This window comes from Streptomyces sp. NPDC005863, assembly GCF_042871345.1.
Taxonomy (GTDB): domain Bacteria; phylum Actinomycetota; class Actinomycetes; order Streptomycetales; family Streptomycetaceae; genus Streptomyces.
Window position 1 is genome coordinate 225,310 of record NZ_JBIAII010000011.1, and the last position, 16,642, is coordinate 241,951.

15 protein-coding genes and 1 pseudogene are annotated in these 16,642 nt (G+C 64.4%); 10 read left to right on the forward strand and 6 right to left on the reverse strand.

The features are described 5' to 3' along the window. Positions 1-98: 98 nt before the first annotated feature. Positions 99-1,010, reverse strand: coding sequence for a DUF2637 domain-containing protein (locus ACFYO9_RS31625; RefSeq protein WP_358777502.1), 912 nt, complete (start codon positions 1,008-1,010; stop codon positions 99-101). A 592-nt stretch (positions 1,011-1,602) separates the two neighbouring features. Between ACFYO9_RS31625 and ACFYO9_RS31630 the strand changes: the two genes are divergently transcribed. Then, on the forward strand, positions 1,603-2,247 hold the full coding sequence (locus ACFYO9_RS31630) for a hypothetical protein (protein WP_355818781.1): 645 nt from the start codon (positions 1,603-1,605) through the stop codon (positions 2,245-2,247). Between the two features lie 259 nt (positions 2,248-2,506). Next, positions 2,507-3,037 carry a DUF1648 domain-containing protein gene (locus ACFYO9_RS31635; RefSeq protein WP_358777534.1) on the forward strand — a complete coding sequence of 177 codons (531 nt, stop codon included), beginning with the start codon at positions 2,507-2,509 and terminating at the stop codon, positions 3,035-3,037. 32 nt (positions 3,038-3,069) lie between these two features. Here the strand turns inward: ACFYO9_RS31635 and ACFYO9_RS31640 are convergent. Together ACFYO9_RS31640 and ACFYO9_RS31645 are read right to left on the reverse strand one after the other, a co-directional pair. Next, positions 3,070-3,339 (reverse strand): annotated as a pseudogene (locus tag ACFYO9_RS31640) (metallopeptidase TldD-related protein); the annotation flags it as partial. Between the two features lie 276 nt (positions 3,340-3,615). Then, complete coding sequence (locus ACFYO9_RS31645) at positions 3,616-4,749, reverse strand: helix-turn-helix transcriptional regulator (RefSeq protein WP_358777503.1); 1,134 nt, start codon at positions 4,747-4,749, stop codon at positions 3,616-3,618. A gap of 147 nt (positions 4,750-4,896) precedes the next feature. On the opposite strand from ACFYO9_RS31645, the gene ACFYO9_RS31650 reads away from it, so the two are divergent. Both ACFYO9_RS31650 and ACFYO9_RS31655 read left to right on the forward strand, forming a co-directional pair. Continuing rightward, complete coding sequence (locus ACFYO9_RS31650) at positions 4,897-5,412, forward strand: hypothetical protein (RefSeq protein WP_358777504.1); 516 nt, start codon at positions 4,897-4,899, stop codon at positions 5,410-5,412. Between the two features lie 1,051 nt (positions 5,413-6,463). Beyond that, on the forward strand, positions 6,464-6,883 hold the full coding sequence (locus ACFYO9_RS31655; protein WP_358777505.1) for an SH3 domain-containing protein: 420 nt from the start codon (positions 6,464-6,466) through the stop codon (positions 6,881-6,883). A 1,055-nt stretch (positions 6,884-7,938) separates the two neighbouring features. On the opposite strand, the gene ACFYO9_RS31660 is transcribed toward ACFYO9_RS31655, so the two are convergent. From ACFYO9_RS31660 to ACFYO9_RS31670, 3 genes are all read right to left on the reverse strand, one after another. Beyond that, positions 7,939-8,073, reverse strand: coding sequence for a hypothetical protein (locus tag ACFYO9_RS31660; protein WP_358777506.1), 135 nt, complete (start codon positions 8,071-8,073; stop codon positions 7,939-7,941). A gap of 363 nt (positions 8,074-8,436) precedes the next feature. After that, complete coding sequence (locus ACFYO9_RS31665) at positions 8,437-8,994, reverse strand: hypothetical protein (RefSeq protein WP_358777507.1); 558 nt, start codon at positions 8,992-8,994, stop codon at positions 8,437-8,439. A 1,217-nt stretch (positions 8,995-10,211) separates the two neighbouring features. Continuing rightward, a complete protein-coding gene (locus tag ACFYO9_RS31670) occupies positions 10,212-11,018 on the reverse strand; it encodes a GntR family transcriptional regulator (RefSeq protein ID WP_358777508.1) in 807 nt (268 codons plus the stop codon). A gap of 191 nt (positions 11,019-11,209) precedes the next feature. Between ACFYO9_RS31670 and ACFYO9_RS31675 the strand changes: the two genes are divergently transcribed. The 6 genes from ACFYO9_RS31675 to ACFYO9_RS31700 all read left to right on the forward strand — a co-directional run bounded on the left by ACFYO9_RS31675 (position 11,210) and on the right by ACFYO9_RS31700 (position 16,609). Continuing rightward, complete coding sequence (locus ACFYO9_RS31675; RefSeq protein WP_358777509.1) at positions 11,210-11,599, forward strand: hypothetical protein; 390 nt, start codon at positions 11,210-11,212, stop codon at positions 11,597-11,599. Between the two features lie 155 nt (positions 11,600-11,754). Further along, positions 11,755-12,033, forward strand: a complete 279-nt coding sequence (locus ACFYO9_RS31680; RefSeq protein ID WP_358777510.1) for a hypothetical protein — start codon at positions 11,755-11,757, stop codon at positions 12,031-12,033. Continuing rightward, the gene (locus tag ACFYO9_RS31685) at positions 12,033-13,370 is read left to right on the forward strand and encodes an FtsK/SpoIIIE domain-containing protein (RefSeq protein WP_358777511.1); all 1,338 of its coding nucleotides are present in this window, start codon (positions 12,033-12,035) and stop codon (positions 13,368-13,370) included. Before ACFYO9_RS31680 ends, ACFYO9_RS31685 begins: the two co-directional genes overlap by 1 nt. Beyond that, a complete protein-coding gene (locus ACFYO9_RS31690; RefSeq protein WP_358777512.1) occupies positions 13,367-13,558 on the forward strand; it encodes a hypothetical protein in 192 nt (63 codons plus the stop codon). Before ACFYO9_RS31685 ends, ACFYO9_RS31690 begins: the two co-directional genes overlap by 4 nt. Before the next feature lie 109 nt (positions 13,559-13,667). After that, positions 13,668-15,128: a replication initiator gene (locus ACFYO9_RS31695; protein WP_358777513.1), complete on the forward strand. Its 1,461-nt coding sequence runs from the start codon at positions 13,668-13,670 to the stop codon at positions 15,126-15,128. 230 nt (positions 15,129-15,358) lie between these two features. After that, positions 15,359-16,609, forward strand: a complete 1,251-nt coding sequence (locus ACFYO9_RS31700; RefSeq protein ID WP_358777514.1) for a tyrosine-type recombinase/integrase — start codon at positions 15,359-15,361, stop codon at positions 16,607-16,609. The last annotated feature ends 33 nt before the right edge of the window (positions 16,610-16,642 follow it).

The following is a 16,642-nucleotide window of genomic DNA, read 5'->3' on the forward strand; positions in this document are numbered from 1 at the left end:
GCGCATCGCAGAGTAATGGGCTCCACCTGTGTCAGGTGGAGCCCTGTCGTGGAAGTGTCACCGGGGCCGGCCGAGCGGGGCGGCGTTCCAGTCGGGTTCTAGTCGGGTTTCGAACGTGACTGATGTGACCCGAGTCCTGCGGCACGTGGTCTGGGGACCTCTGCCTTGACGCTCCCGTCGGCGGACATGTCGTGCGCCGTCTCCTCGGTGGAGGACGGCACGCGCACGTTGGCCTGCGCAAGGCGGTGGCGGGGTACGGGTCGTCGTGGAGGTCGAGTAAGTGTGATCTGCCGGACCAGTTGTTGGAAACAGGCCAGAGAGGCAAGGCTGGGCAGGACTGCCGCGGTGATGTCGATGACGTCCCTCGGGGCCTGCGCGACGCAGAGAAGCATGGTGATCAGAGAGAAGGTGATCACCACGCACCAGGAGTGCACCGCGCGACGTTGATGCAACGCGGCTCTCAGGACGGCGAGGGAGGCGACCAGCCAGGGGCCGAAAATGAGGACGGGCCACCAGGTGACTGAACTCTTCGTGTGGTCTTCGGCAACCAGCCTCAACGGGTCGTAAGTTACCGCTGTGCTGAAGAAGCTGACGGCCGACGCCGTCAAGGCCACAAGGGCGGCAATGGCATAACTCGTGATCCGAGCGAGGTGCGGGCGGCGACGCTCGCGCACTTTTCGATGCCCCTGCGGGCTCGCTCTCAGCGGCGGCAGTTCCGCCGTGATGTCTTGCAGTGCCTGAAGCGGAGAACTGACCGTAGGGTCGTCGACCAACACCGCTTCGCTGACTGCGGCGTTTTGGACGGACTGATCCGCGATCGACTCTTGCAGCAAGAAAGCCAATTCCTCGGCAGGATCCCATGCCTGACCATCCCAGGCTTGAACAGGGGGATCCGTGAGAGCCGAGTATTGACCGGCAGGGTCTCCGTACGGTCCGGCGTGCCCGTAACTCTGTCCAGGCGCCTGCTCGTCCGAAAATCCCGGGTGATAGTAGTTCTGCTCATTCCACATGATGGAGTCAGATCACTCCGGCTTGGTGGAAGTTCGCCACGCGGTCGAATCGCGCCACCGTTGAGCGAATCCTGTTTCAAGAGCGTTCATGCGATCCAGGAAATCCGACAGAAGAGACTCCGTCGAGATCGTGATGGACGGCTCATTTTTTCTGACTTCGGCACCCGAGACTGCCACCGCAGCTGAAGCAGGGACCGCTTCAGATAGGTTCACCTTGGCTTCCCTCGGTGCGCCTTGGGCGGCCTGATCGGTGTGCGGAGAGGAGATGCACCCTCGACATTCCTTCGTCATATCCGGGATAACGCGACGAAGTTGCTGCGGATGTGCGGCATACGGGTGAGGAGTGCATCCGTTCAGGATTCCTTATACGTGCTTATACGAAGAAGTGAGCGGAGGCCTCAGCCAGGGGTGAGCCGAGCAGTTGCCTGAGCGCGCACTGCATGTATTTCGAGCGCCCTCAATTGCGCCCCGCTGTTCGGTGTAAAATTCTACGCAAAAACGTTACTCCATTCATTGGATGAAGTCTCATGCGTGCCGGCGTCGTTCCCTCAATGTCCAATACGCGCAGGCTCACCCATGGATAGGAATCGCTATGGCCGTAAGCTGGGCGAGACGTATCGCCGTCATCGAACCCGCCCCCAGAACTGTGCGGTACGCCAGGTACCTCGCTCCGCACTGGAAAGGACTCACCCGCCTGGAAAGCGATAATTGCATCGGCCTCTTTCCGGCGGTGTTTCTCTTCACCCTGGCCGCTCTGACTCTCTTCGGTGCGGGCGGAGCCGGCCTCGCATGGCTGACCGACGAATTGACCGGACATCGCCGACTCCCGTACCTCTGGCTGGCGTTCGACGCCGTCGCGGGCGCCTCACTCGCGCTGTCGTACTGGCTGGTCAGTCGTTATGCCCTGCGCTTCTACGAAGCGGAACCCTCGTCGTCGCCCACCTGGCGGCTCGTCACGATCGCCAACACGGCTTGGCGCTGCCTGCCCGCGTATTACCGGGACACCCAAAAGCCGCGATTGCGAGCCGTCAATACCGCGGCACGTCTGCTGCTCACCGATCCCGATGACTCCCACACGCACAGCATCCTGACGGAACACGCGGACGCCTTGCGCCACCTATCCACCACTGTGCTTCACGAGGCGCAACAAGAGCAGTCGGAGGACAGCACGCGTCCCCTGCCCTTCGCACGCTCAGGACGATCGAAGGTGCGCCAGACCACAGCAGTCCGTGTCTAGGGCGGGCCTGGCCTTGACAGCTGAAGCAGGTATTTGAAGGGCGGCACGGGTCCACGAGTCCGCGAGCGGGAAACGCGGGCGGAAGCTCTGGCCCGCGGCGCACGCAGGGGTAAGCCGGATCGTGCACAGTCAGGTTCCGTGCACGGCCGGCTGCCCGGTAGTGGGCGGTGCGGCCTCGCGTCACCGTGCCTCATTCCGAAGATTTTCCGACACTGCGCTCTTTCCAACCTCAAGCTCTCATCGGATGATCAGTCCCATGGTGCTTTTCTCCCGCCCTGTCCGGCTGTGGTTGTTCCCGAATGCCGTCCTGCTCGTCGGGTTGGCCCTATGGGGAACCCTTCGTTATCCGCACTTACCGGGACGGATACCGAAGCACATCGGGGTCGACGGAGTGGACGCCTGGGCCGACAGGTCGATCGGCAGCGCGTTCGTGCTGGTCTTCGTGTATGCGGGGGCGACGATGCTGATGGCTGGTTGCGCGGAACTGACATTACGAGTGACACCGCGCGATGAGATGTCGAGCGCCAACGCTGCACCGTTCGCCGCTGCGCAGGCGGCATCGTCCATGCTCAACAGGCCCGGCAGTCGTTCCTCGGCACGCCGGATCGCCCGCGCGCTGCTGCTGTTCAACACCTGTATCGGCATCTCATTCCTCGCGGGCTGCGAAGTCCTCTGGCGATCCACGCCGGACGCGCACGTGCTCCCGTGGGTTTTCGTATCGATGACTCTGCCACTCCTTCTCGGCAGCGCGGTGGCGGTCACCGCAGCCGTGAAGGACCGAAGGCGCTGAGAGTTGGCTTCGGCACCGTCGCCGGCGCTCGGTCACGAACGGCCGGACTCCTCCGAGGTGTTCAGGATATTCACGCCCCGAAACAGTGCGGATGGGCAGCCGTGGGACACGGAGGCGACTTGCCCCGGTTGGGCCTTCCCGCAGTTGAAAGCGCCCCCGAGGACGTACGTCTGGGGCCCTCCGACAGCTTGCATCGATCCCCAGAACTCAGGGGTGGTCCCCTGGTAGGCGAAGTCCCGAACCTGCCCGCACAGGCGGCCGTTTCGGATGGCGTATGCCCTCTGACCCGTGAACTGGAAGTTCACCGGCGGATCAGGGGGCATCTCCTCATAACCAGTGTTTATGCAGGTCAAGCGGTGTGTCACGGGCTACCCTCAATCCCTGTTCATACCGGTTGAAACCGGACTGTGCGGGGTGTGGTGATGACTTGGTGTCGACCTCGCCCCTGCTCAGTCGGCGTGTGTTCAGGGGAGGCTGACTAAGGAAGATCGCCCCCGGGGTGCTCCGTGGCAGGGTGCCCATCGTAGATCGGGTCCGGCGCAGAGCGGCCTCCGTCGGCACTGAGGCAAGGTGCCTGATCAACTCGCCGTGATCTCCCGCGCACCCTCGATGAGCCAAGGGGGACCGTCGCGGTAGATGGATCGCAGCACCCTTCGTAGCCGCTTGCGGTTACGGGAAGACGCCACGTTGTTCAGTAATGGCCCCAATTGTATGAGCGGCTCTTCGGCCTCCTGCCACGCTCCGACCCGGACCAGGGCGTCAAGCTGGGCAACGGAGTAATACAACGCCCCTCGGCCGGTGGGATTGATGGCCTCGACGAGTTCGTGAGTCCGCTCGAAACGCGGCACCGCATGGGCCGGCTCATCGAGCAACAGCGCTACCTCCGCCTCATGCCCTGTGACCTCCAGGTCGTTGACCCACCACGACCACTGAGGATCACGAGGGTGCAGAGAGTCATCCAGACTGCTGCGCGCCTTGCTGACTGCTAGACGAGCCCGTGGGCGGTCACCAACTGCGGCGAGAGCGCGACCGCGTCGAAGCTCGGTCAAAAGGCCTACCCGGGGCGGTACGCCGCTCATGGCGATCTCGTCGCAGAGCGCGAGAGCCTCTCCTATGCGCCCACTCTCTACGGCTTCCATTGCCAATAGATCCATGGCGAACCACTGCATGGGGCGATCACCGGCCCTCTGGGCAAGGTGCAGGGATTCCATCCAAGCGGCTCGCGCTTCTTCAGGGCGGGCGGCATCGAAGAGCAGCCATCCGGCGATCTCGGCGATCTCGGCGACTACGCGTAGGTGAGCCTTGTGGTCCTGGGTGATCTTCGCTCGCTCTGAGTGCCACATCTGGATAGCGGCGTCAGCTACGTGATCACCACCGTGTGCGTTGTCGTGGGCCAGGAGCCATCCGGCTCGTTCCTGCACGACTGCGCTGGGGTGATCGTCCTGAAGCTCCGGCGTTGCTCCCCGTGCTCGGTCTGCGTCGATTTCCAACTCGCCGGCCGGCACACCAAGTACCAATGCCAAGGCCGGCAGCCATGCGTCGGGAAGTCGTTCGCCCCGCTCCCACCTGGAGACTTCGTTGCGGGTAAGGGTGGTTGTGCCGCTAGCCGCGCACAGACGTGCCGCGAGTTGGGATTGCGAGAGCTGCGCCCGTTTGCGCAGAGCAGCGAGACGTGCGCCGAACGTACGCCGGGTGGCTTTCAGGTCGTCCATGCAGGGGGCCTCCTCATTGCCACGCTACTCGTCAACTGGCCCCTAGCGGGCCCCTAGTGGGCCCCTCCACCCGCAATAGCGACGTTCTTCGATGGAGGGTGGGCCCTGGCCATTTGGTTGGGGCATGGCCGACTGCGAGGAGCGGGCATGAGTGAGAGTTCAGGCAAAGCCCCGAGTGCGGGAGAGCGCGTTGCGGTGGAGCTGAGGGCGGCCTTCGACTGGTTGGCGCGCTCCCAGTGCAAGCCACACCACGCTCAGGGGGAGTGGACGCAGCGCGGATCGGCTCTACTGCCTCTCGGCACCAAGTTCAACTCCGTGTGCCTGGCGGCGCGACTGGTGCATACGGCTGCCGGGACTGATGACCGGGACCAGGTCACATCGACACTGGCCGGGCTGCTGTGCGGGCCGGTTATCTACAACCGCCCGCAGCATCAGTACTACGCGCTTGTTGCGCCCGTCCCGACGGCGCGATGGTTGTACCCCGATGCGGCTCCCATGCTGGGTCATGGCTTCTTCCTCTCGGTCCCGGCCGCGGATATGACGGGACCGATTGGTCTGCACTGGGCGGTGCGGCCTCGCATGGTCGGTGACCTGTGCCCGCTGCCTTCCGTCGCTGCGCTCGTCCATACCGCGCTCAGCGAAACGGAAGGGATGCCGTGGTGAGTCGGGAGACACGGCGTGTTGCGAACGGCGGTCGGCGACTGACCGAACGGGCGCAGGCGGTGTACAACGAGCTGCTGGCGCACCTTGGTGTCTGCTCTGCCTGCCAGGCGTACGAGTCTTGCCAAACGGGATTGCGCCTCCGACGCGCATTGCGTGCGGCGAACGCTGCCGTAACTGCGGCGATGCGGGTGGGTGCATGAGCACTCAGGTCAAGGGGCGCCCACCCCGGTGTGGGGAGTGCATGCACACGGTACGTGAGGGCGAGACCTACGAAGATCGGATGTGGGAGAGCACCTCTCGTGGGCCCTACCCCGGGGTGGTACACACACCAGCCTGCCCGACTGATTCGCCCGACGCGGTGGTGCCTTGTCCTCCGTGTCTGGCTCAACATTTGGTTGGGAGACTCGCCGTGCCTCATGCCTGCTTCGGTTCGACGACGTTGAAAGTGCGCGATGGGCAGTTGATCGCCACGGGGAGTCGAGGCTGCCCGTGCTCCTGCCGGAAGGGTCGCACGGCTGCGGGCAGGGGGCGGCCGTAGTGAGCGGGGATCGGTTACCGGTGCCGTGCGGGCCGTGCCTTCGTGCGCTCTTGGCTCCGGAGGGCTCTTGTCGACTGCATGACTGTGCCCTCACGACTTCGCTCGCCGTGGAGGGGAATCAGCTCTTGGTTGGCCCCGAAACGGACTGCCCGTGTCGCTGTCCCACTGCGGAAGAGAGCGTGGCGCTGACGGAGGCGCGGGCACAGGCCCGCAAGGGAGCCGACGCTGTCGGGTGAGCGTTGGAGGCACCTTGCCCCGCCTCTTCTTATGAAGGGCGGGGCTTCGCGCTGAGGGCGGCTGTACGGCGCGTCATGGGCCGGCGCGGACACTGCCCTAGCTGCCCCTTTGTCGTGATGACCCGTGGTGGGGTCCTTGGCGCCGCACAAGAAGAACTCAACTCATTCGGATAAGTGATTGACGTCATGCGGATGGACGTTGGATGCTGACAACTCATTCGGATGAGTGGCTGACCTATGGGTCGCGCTCGTTCAAGTCAACCTGAGAGGTAGTCAGATGATGGGTCGCAAGAGTCTGCGTGCTCTGGTCGTGTCCGGCGCGACTGTGGTGGGACTCGGCATGGTTGGCGTCTCGGCCGCGTCGGCCATGCCGTTGCCTGGTCCGGTCGGTGTCGGCGGCGGCAGCCCCCGCAATGTGGCGCCTGCGGGCGCCGGTTCGGGGCACGCCTATGCCGACGGGCGGGCCACCTACGGGGAGTCCGCCTCCGTGACGGTCAACGGGTTACGGGTGCGCGGTGGACCGGGGACCAACCGGGTTGTGCTCGGCCTGCTCTACGGAGGGGAGCGAGTCCGGCTCGTGGGGGCGCGCCAAGACGGCCACGGGCAGTTGTGGCATCGCGTGGTGCTCAAGCAGCGGTCGGCGGGCGGTCTTTCGCGCGGTTCCTCCGGTTGGGTGTCGGCTCAGTACCTGTACTGAGCGTGCCGACTCTCGGTGACGGCTGAGCCGGGGTCGCGGGCCCCCTCCCTGTGATGACGGGGAGGGGGCCCGTATCGGCAGGAGGCATTTCTGGCTGACATATGCGCGCGTCGACGTGGCCTGTCGGCCACTTTGCAGAAAGGTTCGCGCTAACAGAGACGTGGAGCGTAACTGCACGTAGTATCTCGGGTGCGAATGGCGTGTTGGGTTGCTAACTGCGGTTGGGGTGGGATGAGTTGGTAACTCAACGCAACGACGGGGGAACGGGGATAGCGGAACTCAAGCGGGGAGTTGTGTGCAATGGTGAATGCTCGACAGGGTGGCTGCAACGATGATCCTGACGACGTGATCCACGTGCCGGGCATGGACTACTTATCGGGGTGGAGAGAGGCTGACGCGGCGGCTCGTGAGATCAACACGGCAGCTGAATCGCTGGGGGTCGGGGAGGTGCTGCGGGCTGTCCCGCACACGGGCCCCAAGGGCGAGCCTGTGGTGTGGCTGTGGCCTGGGGGTGCTCGGCTCGTGGCCGGCGTGCTGTCGATTTTGGCGAACGAACAGCGGCCCTCCTGAGGGTCAGATGCGCGAGGGGGCAAGCGTGGTTGAGCAGTGGCAGACCCGGAAGGGGTCGCAGGTCTGGATCGAGCCTGGGCGCAAAGCGAGCTTCGTGCGGTGCGAGGGGTGCGGGTTGCGGAAGTTGATCACCGGGGGAGGACCCGTCAAGCTCGCCGGGAGGCGGCATGCGGCTAGCTGCTCGAAGTAGTTGGGGATCAGGGGTGTTGATGGCCGCCCCCTAGGCTCAGCCGCGGTGGTCGTGAGGCAGAGCGCGGGGAGATCACACCGCCCACTGGTGGCCGCCCCTCGACCCGCTGGTCATCCGCCCGGACCTACGAGCGTCAAAGCCACGCGCGGAGTAGGACCACTAGCCTGCATGACCCAATGGCAGAGGTGCGCGGTACCGGCCTCGCGAGGGAGGCCCGTACACAATCCGCAGCGTTACCGGTTCGACTCAGGGTGCGGGCACACCGGAAACCGCGCTTTCTATCCGGCCGGGTCAATCAACCTTGGTCGGGGTCGTCCTCCATGTTGGAGCCGACCATGTCACTGCCCTCGCGAACGTGGTTGACGTGGACCACATGCAGCCGCTGGCGCTCGGGGATGAGCACGGACAGAACGTTCAACCCCTGTGCCACGGCTGCCACTTTGGTCAAGACCGCCGAGGGTCGGATAGAGGTCCCGCACTTCGTGTAAGTGCTGTACGACACCGATACAGAGTCCTAGGGCGGGGCCTAAATGCCCCCGCCCTAGCGAGCCTCATTCCTGACTTTCGATCTCCCGACGCTGCCTCTCTCGCTCCAGCTCCCGCTGTCGTTGCCACTCCCGCAGAAGCTCTTTGCGGTGAGCGGATGACTGCGGCCACACAGCGCGGACGACACTATGAACCCCGAACACGATGATGCCGAGTGCAGCAACAGCCATGACGGCCCACCACGGGGCTGTATCCGGCAAGGAAAACATGATCTCGAACCTTCCGACCATCTATGGTCGGCGGTCACCTAGGCAGCCAGTATGGCGCTCCCCAACGCACGACTGCAGTGATGCCCGCCCCGGTTGATAAGCGCGGGGAAGGAGAAGGTCGGGCCGCGAGGTGTGATCTGCGGGGTTGCGTCTATCGGGTCGCTCGTCCAGTCCGGGACGTCGTCGGTTGTGACTCGCCCGAGTCGGAGCGAGAGCAGAGCAAGCAGGACGCGGACCACGAAGCGCAGAAGACAGAGGAACAGCTCAGCAAGGGCCGACAGGAAGTTCCGTACGGCAACGCGACGTTGGCCAGTCGTGTCGGCTGATTTGAGGGCATCGGCAGCTGAGCGAAGCTGCTTCCGGGCCGTCGCCTCTTCGTCAGCAAGGTTCCAGAAGGTAGACACATAGCGGTGTAGTTCATCCGCTATCACCAAGTCGATTTGGGCACTGTCAGACATCATCGCCGTATGCACTGCGCTTGAATCTTGGGCGATGTGCTTGTGTACCCTCACGAGCCGCTTGAACGCATTCCCCAACTGCTCGCAATGCCTACTGCCCGTGAACCACCTAATGTCGTACGGCTCGTGGTCTTCCATCTCACCTCCCGCGGCGACTGAGTGCCGACACCATAGCTGTCCCCACGGGCAGTGTGGCCACCCCGGAACGGCTCTGCCGCTCCTGATCTGGCTCGTCTGCGGTCCGACCCATCCCCGCTAGTGCACCAACGGGCGTGTCACCGCGACGTGACCCACGCTGCGATCCCGCTTCCGGTGGCCGTGGTGAGAGCTGCCACCAGCCATCCCGGGACGCGCTGAACCGTCAAGTGCAGGCCACCGCAACGGATTTCCAGTGCAGGGGGTGGTGTGTGCTGCGTCACCTTTGTCATGCCGATAGTGCAGCACGCTCGGTCTTCCACGGTCACGTTCTGCATGGGGAGATTCCTGACACATCGGCGGTGCACAGGGGGCGCACGACGCGCACAACACCCCCGGAGAGAGGTGCCCCCATGCCTCGTAAGCCCCTCTGCTCTGCCCCCGGCTGCCCGGAACTCGCCACGGGCGGATGCCGCCCAACACATGCGAGGAAAGCAGAGCAACAGCGAGGCACGACCACGGTGAAGGGTCATGGCGTCTGATGGGAGCGCATCCGTAAGCGCTACCTGTACACGCATCCGTGGTGCGTGCTCCGCTCGCGCACTGTGACGGTGGGTGATCACTTCCCCGAGTCACGGCGTGTACTGGTAGCTCGCGGTGAGTGATCCGGCCGCGTGGTCTCGTCTCTGTCCGCTGTGCACGTCATGCCATAACCGCGAGACCGCGAAGCACCAACCTGGGCGCCAGACACTCCAGCACACGGCCTGTCGGACAGGCCCTAGCCACAGAAAGCCAGCCCCCGCGGCGGGTGCGTGGACCGCGGACCGTACCTGGCTCGCTGCACCCCCACCGGCCTGTGCCACGCTGCCCGTGTTTCCTGAGGCTGAGACTGCACCTGGCGTTCGAGGAACGACGGCAGCGACGTTCGAATCGGGAGGTAGGCCGGCTAGCGGTCCTGAGTGGGAAACAGGAGTAGCGGATGCCCTGAGTGTGAAGAGCGGCACGCTGTGGTGGAGGCTTTGGTTCGCTGGCTGTGAGGGTGCTGCAACGAGAAGTCCCCCGCAAAGAGCTGCGGGAGACTTCTCGTTGCAGTGGGCTGCCGTGGGTCCGGGCGGCTTGGCCGGCCGGACGGGACCGGCCGAAGGCCGCACGCCCGTCCGGGGCGGCCGAAGAGCCGCCCCGGCGCGCCGCAGGCGCGCCCTTGAGTAAGTAGAGAGAAATTACTCCGATGCGGCTCGACGGCGAGCGGCGCCTCGCTTGGCGGGGGCCTTGGTCGGTGGTAGCGGAAAGGTCAGCCTGCATGTGGAGGCGGGCGCCCGCAGCTCCTCACACAGCAAGGGGCGACCGGACTTGGCGTCCGTGATCACGCGGTAGGAGACAAGGAGCGGGCCTGCGTCGCGCATTCCGAGTGCCGTCTGCTCGTCGGGGAACGCGTTGCGGGCCGTGACATGTTCCACGAATTCCAAGGTGCGTCCGGCGTCGACGAGCTGTTGGTAAAGATCACTCAGGGGGGCGTCCGGCTTCTCGGCGAGAAGGGGAACGTCGGCTGCCGTGGCGAGCGGGATGAAGATCCGGTGCGCCATGCGGGTAGCGGTGTCGGGGTCCCGCAACATCCGGTCCACGCTGAACGCGTCCTGATCCTGTTGATCCAGAAAGGCGGCGGGGGGGCCATCGAGCGTGGTCCGACACACGGCGGGCCGCTCGGCCTCGACGGCTTCGGGCAGTACCCAACTGCCCTTGGTGGTGCGCTGAATGGAACGGTCGATGCCAACGGGGGGAACGCGGCCTCCGGGACCCAGCACGATGGTGCCCTTGCCCTGCTGGGTCTCTGTGAGGCCCATGCGCTGAAGCTCGGCCATGGCGGCGCGCACGGTCGCTTTCCCGATCTGGAACATGCGCTCCATCTGGACTTCTGAGGGGAGCTTTGTGCCGGTCGGGTAGGTGCCTTCCCGGATGTCGTCGGCCACGCGCTGCGCAACCTGCATTGCCATGGTGGGGCGGCGTTCGATGTGTTCTCGGGCTGCCATGGGTCGCACCCTCCGGGCTTCGTCTCGGTCTGCGGCGGCTTCTCTGACGGGCTGTGTTGTCAGTGCTGTGTGCAGCGGAGTGTCATGCACTCATGAGGATAAGTGGTTGACCCCACCGCGCCTAGGCCGCACGATTGTTTCTGGCACTCATTCGGATGAGTGCATGGGTTGCGATTGGGAGGTGAACTGTTGTGCAGAATAAGCCGATCGATACTGCCAGGCTCGGCGTGATGCGCTGCGTGATCGCTCCGGAAGCGCGGATGACCCCGGAAGGGGAGGTCCGGCGCGACCGCGAGGGGCAGCCGCAGTGGATCACGGGTTTGTCGGTCCGTCAGGCTGAAGGGCGACGCACCGACGTGATTCACGTGGTCGTGTCCGGCGCCCAGCCTCAAGGCATCGTCGAAGGCGCCGAGGTCCGGGTCGCTGACCTGTGGGCGAACGAGTGGGAGGTGGACGGCCGTTCGGGCACGTCCTGGCGGGCGGAGGCGATCACTACGGCGCCCGCTTCCGGTGGCTCGAATGCCGGCACTTCATCGGGAAACAGTGCAGCTCAGCGCGGTAAGGCATCGGGTGATTCCTGATGGAGCGCTATTACTGGAACCTGTCAGCCACACAGGCAAGGGGTGCTGCTTGTGTGATGTGCGGGGCTGAGTACCGCGACGGGTTACCCAAGCGGGTACCTGTGGGCCGTGACCCGGCGACGGAGGCTGAGGTCTACGCGTGCGCCTCGCCGTGCGTGGCAGAGATCGTCTCCGAGACGGACCAGATGGTTCGCGCACTACGGGAGGCGGCGGGCCTCGACCACGTCGACCCCGACAGCGGTCTCGGGCGTGACGGAGAGTTCGGCTACCTGCTGCGTGACTTACGGGTGTTGGTCGGTGCTGAAGCTCTGTTAGCCGTGACCCAGGACCTGCCCGCGCTGCGGTACGTGTTGCAGATGGCTGCCGTGCACGCCGAGACAGCCATGATCCGGGCCCGCAAACTCCTGGCGCGGACTCAGGCAGGCGATCTGTGATGCCCGCCTCTTTGGCGGTCTGGACCCTGTCGGCGCTGCTGCTTCTGGGGCTGATGACGCAGAGCTGGTGGGAACCTCGCCTCCAGGCGCGGGGCGTCAACATTTACGCCTGGCCTTGGCGTTGGTGGCTCCTGGGTTACCCGCGGACCACGCTACGCATCTGGTGGACTTGGCGGCGCGTGTCGATGCTCAACGGGCTGGCCGTGAGTTGGCGGCCCAATCAGCGGCTGATAGGGCGCGACATGGTCGTACAGGGCCAAGCGCTGCGGCCCAAACCGCCACGCCTGGGACTGCCCACCCCAACGCGTAATGGGGTGAGTGTGCGGGTGGTGATGCATCCGGGGCAGACCCCTGCGCCCTACTTGGAGGCTGCCCGGGCCATGGAGCACGCGTGGCACGTGCACGGGGTGCGGGTGCGTTCCCCGCGGCGGGGCGTGGTAGTGATCACTGCTACTGCGAACGACCCACTGACGGGGAAGCACTCGGCGGTGCAGCGGCCGGAAGCGCTGCCTCTGCTCTCGCTCGATGTGGGCCAGAGTGAAGACGGCCCACGCTGGGTGATCGACTTCCGGAAGGTGCCGCACTGGCTGGTGACCGGCGCGACCCAAAGCGGCAAGTCGTCCCTGCTCGCTGCCCTGGTGCGAGCCCTGGCACGGCAACCGGTCGCCCTGGTCGGTATCGACTGTAAGGGCGGCATGGAACTCGGCCTATTCGGGCGGCGCTTCTCCAAGCTGGCCATTGACCGTAAGCGGGCGTTGCTCGTGCTGGCCTCGATGGTGGAAGAGATCGAACACCGAATGACTCTCTGCCGTGCGGCCGGCGCCCGTTCGGTCTGGGGGCTGCCGGAAGAACGGCGACCGATTCCCATCGTGGTCATCGTCGACGAGTTGGCAGAGCTGTACCTCAACGACGGATCTCGCGAGTCGAGAGAAGAGGCAGAGCGTTGTGGAACTCTGCTGCTTCGTCTGGCTCAACTCGGCGCTGCCCTCGGCGTGCATCTGGTAGCCGCAGGCCAGAGGGTCGGCTCCGACTTGGGCACCCGAGTGACCGCGCTGCGCGCGCAACTCGGCGGACGGGTTGCCCATCGCGCCCACGATGAAGCCTCGGCCGAAATGACCCTAGGTGACCTCAACCCTGATGCGGTGGTCATTGCGCAGACCATCTCGGAAGAGGAACAAGGTGTCGCCGTGGTCGCTACCGGAGGCCGCTGGATGCGTGCCCGCTCTCATTTGATCAGTACGGCGGACGTCGCCGAAATCGCTGCGATCCCGGGGCCCCCGCAACCCTTCCTGTCCGTCCAGAAGACGGCAAGCGAAAGAGGAGATTCGGTGGCATGACGCAGAGCACGATTTACATCATCGATGCATTCCTGTTGTTCTTCTCCTTCATGGTCGCCCGGTCCAAAGAGGTTCCGATCTATCAGGTACTTCTGATCGGCCTTGGTGGATTCCTACTGGCTATGACCCCTCTGGGCTATCCCATTTGGGCCCTGTTCCTGGTCATTGGAAATGGGCTGTTCGGCTGATATTGAGCGATCCGAAAATTTCCTCTTTCCCTCTCTGTATTTCGGCACCCTTGCCCTTACTTGATCTCAGAGACATCGGAGTTGGTCATGACCGCCACGCCTGTTCCTCATGAGAGGGGGCCTCCCCTTGTACCCGGCGACCGAAACGGCGCGGCGCTCAGTGCTAGCTCAGGCTGAGCGCCTCCGTCTGCTCTCCTCCGCTGAACGCGATCTGATCCGACTTGTGCATGAGCCGGGTTTCGCACGCTGGCTCGATCAAATCAAGGCCACGGGCGGCTGTGCCCACCCCATCTACCTGGCTGGTCATTCAACGGTGCGTGACATATCCACTGGTAGTGTGCTGCGCCACTACTCCACCGAAGAGGAACCGGGCGGCCGGATGCCGGTGCGATGCCGCAACCGCCGTGAGTCACGCTGCCAATCCTGCGCGCGTCTGCACGCGGGCGATACATTTCAGCTAGTCCGCTCAGGCCTGCTCGGCGGGAAGGGCGTGGTCGACTGCGTTCGGTATCACCCCCGGCTTTTCCTCACCTTGACTGCTCCATCGTTTGGCGCTGTGCACCGTGCGAGCACGGAAGCTCTGCCCTACTGCCACCCACAACGCGCTGACGGGCAATGTGATCACGGGCGGCCGCTGGGGTGTGGCCGACAACATCCGGACGCTGATCCGGCGCTCGGTCAGCCCCTGTGCCCCGACTGCTACGACTATGCGGGTCACGTTCTCTGGCATGCATCTGCCGGCACTCTGTGGAGCCGCTTCTGCCACACGCTCCGGCGTCACCTGGCCTCAGCGCAGGGCATCGTGCAGACCCGTTTTCGGCAGCATGCAGCGCTCTCGTTCGCCAAGGTCGCCGAGTACCAGCGGCGCGGAGCGATCCACTTCCATGCCGTCATCCGGCTGGACGGCCCACATGGTCCCTCCTCGTTGCCTCCGCTCTGGGGCACGACTGACGCTCTGGAGACAGCGGTGCGGTCCGCGGCCGCCTGCGTGGAGGTGCAGACGCCTTACTCGGCGGCCGTCGGACAACAGACCGTGAGCTGGGGTGAGCAACTTGACGTTCACGCCATACGTAGTGATGCCTTCACTAAAACCGCAGTGACAGACACGGCTGTAGCAGCCTACGTCGCGAAGTACGTGTCCAAGTCGGTCGGAGACGCGGGCGGTGTTGACTACCGCGTGACCGACTATGAAGGAATTCGGCACGCCTCGGTAAACGGCCATCTGCGAGCTCTCATGGGCACTTGCTGGCGCTTGGGTGGCCTGTCCGAACTATCGAGCCTCAACCTGCGTTCCTGGGTTCACACGCTCGGCTATCGAGGGCACGCCCTCACTAAATCCCGCTGCTACTCGACCACTTACGGGGAACTGCGTGCGACTCGCGCGCTGTACAGCGGCGGTTTTCCCTCGGGCGCGGACGACGGGGCGACGTTCACGGAAGCGGCCTGGCGCTACGTCGGCTCCGGGCACTCTGCGGCAGAGGCGGAACTTGCGGCAGGCATCGCGGAGGACATGGCAGAGGCCCGCCGGCTCGATGCGGAGTCACGGAGAGGCGGGGAGGCGGAGGCATGAGGGGCGGCAGCAACTTGCTCATGACTCCGGATGATGTTGCTGCGGAGTTGGGGGTCACGAAGCGAGTTCTCATGGACTCGTACCGCCGCTGGGGCATCCCCTACCTCAAGGTCGGGAAACACGTGCGGTTCCGAACTCGCGATCTGTACAACTGGGTTGACGCTCGTATGCGGTGTGGCTAGGTTTCTGGAACAGCTTCTAACCCATCAACATGCGGAGGGTGAACAAGCGTGGCGACCATCAGGAAGGAAGACTGCGCCTGCCCTAGGCGCCAGAAGCCGAAATGCCCACACAAGCCCTACCGGGTGTTGTACCGCGAGCCTGGCGGAAGATCCGGTAAGCCGCGTCAGGTCAGCTTCAAGAAACTGGAAGACGCTGAAGCCTTCGCGGTCAAGGTGGAACGAGACAAAGATCTAGGGACCTACATCAACCCCAGGGCAGGCCAGCGGACGTTTGCCAGTATCTGGGAAGAGTGGGTCAACGCGGGAACGCTGGAGGAATCCTCCAGGGTCAATTATGCGAGCGTGTACAAGAACCACTATCACGGGTTCTTTGGCGGTCGCGCCATTGGCAGTATCAACCCTGAGATGATCAACGCATGGGAGGCGGACCAGACGGAGCGGGGATACGCGGTGAACGGTATCTCTGTGCGCCGTAACATCCTGTCATCCGTCTTCAACTATGCGGTGAGTACCGAGATCATCGGTCGCAACCCATGCAAAAAGGCGAACCCTCGAAGGAATCGAGAGAACACGACGGCGACCCCGGTCACGGACGAGGACATCCCATCCACATCGGAGGTGATGGCGATTGTCGCGGAAGCGCCCAAGATGATCCGTGCAGGATTCTGGGCCATGGCAGGGTCCGGTACCCGTCCCGGCGAAAGTCTGGCAATCTCCGACGAGTCTATGGAATGGGAGACCGGCATCCTCACGGTCGACTACCAGGTCTCGGCGTACGGCTGTCAGGAGATCTCTGGGTATCGGCGTGGCGTGAAGCGGGGTACGAAGCATCGGGCGTTCAGCGAAGCGCGCAGAACTCCGGTGCCGGAATCGATCGTGCAGATCTTCAGCGATCACGTGGATGCGTTCGGGGTGTGGGGGGATCGGCAATGGTTCTTCGAGTCCCCGCGCCGAAATGATCGCCACCCGTCCTACGACTGGTTCTTGGACCAGTTCAAGGCGGCTGCCAAGGCGGCGGGAACCCCTGCGTACACCCCGAAAAGCTTCCGGCACTACTTCGTCTCGGAAGCGATCCATTCGGAGATCCCGCTCTTCGAGATCGCAGCGTGGGTAGGGCACCGTACTACCAGGACCACGGAGCTCGTGTACGGCCACCTACTGCGCAAGGCCATGACGCGCGGGGCGCGCACCATGGAGAGCCGACTCGGGCTGAGGCTGGAACCGTTCAAGGGCTTGATCGCCCCGCCCCCGCTGGTCCCCTCGGATGGGGATGTGGAGGACTGGGACGACGTCGCGTAGGGGCTCACTGTGATGAGGTGCAGACCTGGTGCA

Excerpts from the sequence above, each read along its gene's own strand:
- ACFYO9_RS31625 (WP_358777502.1), bottom strand. The coding sequence starts at position 1,010 with ATGTGGAATGAGCAGAACTACTATCACCCGGGATTTTCGGACGAGCAG.
- ACFYO9_RS31630 (WP_355818781.1), top strand. The coding sequence starts at position 1,603 with ATGGCCGTAAGCTGGGCGAGACGTATCGCCGTCATCGAACCCGCCCCC.
- ACFYO9_RS31645 (WP_358777503.1), bottom strand. The coding sequence starts at position 4,749 with ATGGACGACCTGAAAGCCACCCGGCGTACGTTCGGCGCACGTCTCGCT.
- ACFYO9_RS31650 (WP_358777504.1), top strand. The coding sequence starts at position 4,897 with ATGAGTGAGAGTTCAGGCAAAGCCCCGAGTGCGGGAGAGCGCGTTGCG.
- ACFYO9_RS31655 (WP_358777505.1), top strand. The coding sequence starts at position 6,464 with ATGATGGGTCGCAAGAGTCTGCGTGCTCTGGTCGTGTCCGGCGCGACT.
- ACFYO9_RS31665 (WP_358777507.1), bottom strand. The coding sequence starts at position 8,994 with ATGGAAGACCACGAGCCGTACGACATTAGGTGGTTCACGGGCAGTAGG.
- ACFYO9_RS31670 (WP_358777508.1), bottom strand. The coding sequence starts at position 11,018 with ATGGCAGCCCGAGAACACATCGAACGCCGCCCCACCATGGCAATGCAG.
- ACFYO9_RS31685 (WP_358777511.1), top strand. The coding sequence starts at position 12,033 with ATGCCCGCCTCTTTGGCGGTCTGGACCCTGTCGGCGCTGCTGCTTCTG.
- ACFYO9_RS31690 (WP_358777512.1), top strand. The coding sequence starts at position 13,367 with ATGACGCAGAGCACGATTTACATCATCGATGCATTCCTGTTGTTCTTC.
- ACFYO9_RS31695 (WP_358777513.1), top strand. The coding sequence starts at position 13,668 with ATGAGAGGGGGCCTCCCCTTGTACCCGGCGACCGAAACGGCGCGGCGC.